Source organism: Polymorphospora sp. NPDC050346 (genome assembly GCF_040655695.1).
GTDB lineage: Bacteria > Actinomycetota > Actinomycetes > Mycobacteriales > Micromonosporaceae > Polymorphospora > Polymorphospora lycopeni.
The window spans coordinates 1-2,771 of the sequence record NZ_JBFAKM010000097.1; the positions used below are offsets into that span (position 1 = coordinate 1).

Sequence of the window (2,771 nt, forward strand, 5' to 3'; positions counted from 1 at the left end):
AACTCCCACGACACCTCCAGCAACAACCGCTGCTGCGGATCCATCGCCAACGCCTCACGCGGCGAAATCCCGAACAGATCAGCATCGAAATCCGCGGCGTCGTACAGGAACCCGCCCTCGCGTGCCGACACCGAGCCCGGGAGCTTCCCGGTGGGGTCGAACCGGGCCAGCCGCTGCCAGCCCCGGTCGGCCGGGAAGCCTGCGATGGCGTCGCCCTCCCGTTCCAGCAGCGCCCACAGGTCCTCGGGGGACCGCACCCCGCCCGGGAACCGGCATGCCATGGCGACGATCGCGATCGGCTCGGTCGCCGCGCCGACCAGCCGGCGGTTCTGCATGCGCAGCCGCTCGTTCTCCTTCAGCGACGAGCGCAGCGCCTCGACGAATTGCTCCTGCGACGTGTTCATCCGTTCTCCACCCCGTCCGTCGGATCAGGACGATGTCTGCTGTGCGGCGAGCCGCAGCAGGCTCTCCGCGTCCAGATCGTCGATGGACTCACCCGGCTCGGCCGTGTCGTCGGCGTCGGTCAGCCGCAACACCAGATCGAGCACTCCCGAACTCCGGAGCCGGGTCATCGGGATGTCGGCCAGCTTCCGCCGGAACTCGCGTTCCTCCGCCTCCTCGGGCGTCTCCGCGTCCGGTCCGAGCCCCAGCGCCGTGCACAGATGGCCGGCGACGGCGGCCGGGGTGGGATGGTCGAACACGAGCGTGGCCGGCAGGCGCAGCCCGGTCTCGGCGCCGAGCCGGTTGCGCAGCTCGATGGCGAGCAGCGAGTCGAAACCCAGATCCTTGAACGCCTGGTCGGCGCCGACGGCCGATCCCGGCCGGTGGCCGAGCACCCGGCCGGCCAGCGACCGCACGGTGTCGAGGACACGTTCGCGCTGCGCCCGCGGCTCCAGGCGGGCGAGCTGCCCGGCGAGGTCGCCGGCTGTTCCCTCGGCGGCGAGGGTCCGCCGGCTCGCGGTCAGCAGGCCGGACAGCACCGGCGGCACCGTCTGCCCGGCGTCCGCGGTCAGGTCCAGCTTGACCGGTACGAGGACCGGGGAACCCGAGCTGAGGGCCGCGTCGAACAGGGCCAGACCGTACTCGTCGCTCATCGGCACGACGCCGTGGCGAACCAACCGGTGGCGGTCGGCGCTGTTGAGCCGCCCGGTGAGTTCGCTGTCCTGCGACCAGTGCCCCCAGGCGAGTGACTGTGCCGGTAGGCCCTGCGCACGCCGCCGACGAGCCAGCGCATCCAGATAGGCGTTCGCGGCCGCATAGTTCGCCTGTCCCGCCGAACCGAACACCCCCGACGCCGAGGAGAACAACACGAACGCACTCAGACCATCGGTCAACTCGTGAAGGTACTCCGCCGCGACGGCCTTGGCCCTGAACACCGCCTCCAACTGAGCCTCGGTCAGATTCGCCACCGTCGCGTCATCCAACACCCCAGCCGCGTGGATCACCGCACTCGGACGATGCTCCTCGAGCAGCGCCTTCAACGCCTCCCGATCCGACACATCACACGCCACGATCCGCGCCTGCGGCACCTCATCACACAACCGGCCGGCACCCGGCGCATCCGGACCGCGACGCGACACCAGCAACAACTCCGATACGCCGTACACGTCGACCAGGTGCCGGGCCAACAGCCCACCGAGCGTCCCGGTACCACCCGTGATCAACACCGGGCCGCTACCGAAATCAACCTCACCACCACCCGGGACAGCCCGCACCAGACGAGGCACCCGAACACGGCCGTCGTCGTCCACTCGCAACTGCGGCTCGTCACACACCGCCACCGCCGCCCGCGCCAGCGCCGGATCGGCCGCGTCGACCAGCACGAGCCGGTCCGGATGCTCGGACTGCGCCGACGCCAACAAACCCCACACCGCCGCGTGCTCTGGGTCTGTCTGACTACCGGGAACCCGAACCAACCAACGCTGCTCATCCGCAGCCAAACGCTGCTGGACCCCGGCCAACACCTCGGACAGAACGACACCGGCGCAGTCCCACACCGCGATGTCGGTCTCCGCCTCGCCGACATGGCCGACCTCAATCCAGTCGACGGTGTAGAGATCCCGTACCGCCTTGACCGGCAGCCGGTCCGGCAACGCCCGCAGAGCCAGCGAGCCGACCGTGGCGACCGGGGCGCCGGACATGTCCGTCAGGGTCAGTGACAGGTTGTCGCCGTCGGCACGCAACCTCACCCGTACCCTGGTCGCGCCGGTCGCGTGCACGGACACGTCCTGCCAGGCGAACGGCAGCAACACCGGCGCGCCCTCGTCGGAGAAGTCACGCAGGGCGGCGGTGTGCAGGGCAGCATCCAGCAACGCCGGGTGGATCGCGAAACCGGCGGCCCGGCCGTGCTCCGACGGTGGCAACTCGACCTCGGCAAAGAGGTCGTCGCCGGCCTCCCACGCCGCCCGCACGCCCCGGAACACCGGCCCATACTCATAGCCACGCAGCGCTAGACGGTCGTAAAGTTCGGCTATCGAGACCGGCGCCGCGTCCACCGGCAGCCGCTCGACGGCGGGCGCTACCGGGCTCTCCTGCTCCAGCACGCCGGTGGCGTGGCAGGTCCAGGGCTCGTCCTCGCCGGTACGTGAGTAGACCGCGACCTGCCGCTCGGCGGTGACCGTGGTCTGCACCTCGACGGCCCCGTCGAGCACCAGCGGGGCCTGCACGGTCAGCTCCCGCAGAACGGGTGCGCCGATCAGGTCACCGGCGTGGATCGCCCAGTCCACGAACTGCGTCCCCGGCACCAGCACCGTCCCATGGACCGCGTGATC

The 2,771-nt window shown here is 70.6% G+C and carries 2 protein-coding genes; both read right to left on the bottom strand.

Annotation, left to right across the window (positions count from 1 at the left end; genetic code table 11):
• On the bottom strand, window positions 1-404 hold a 404-nt coding region (locus AB0I42_RS37205), incomplete at its 3' end, for a beta-ketoacyl synthase N-terminal-like domain-containing protein (protein WP_357544476.1).
• A gap of 24 nt (window positions 405-428) precedes the next feature.
• The coding region (locus tag AB0I42_RS37210; RefSeq protein ID WP_357544477.1) for a type I polyketide synthase at window positions 429-2,771 on the bottom strand (2,343 nt) is incomplete at its 5' end.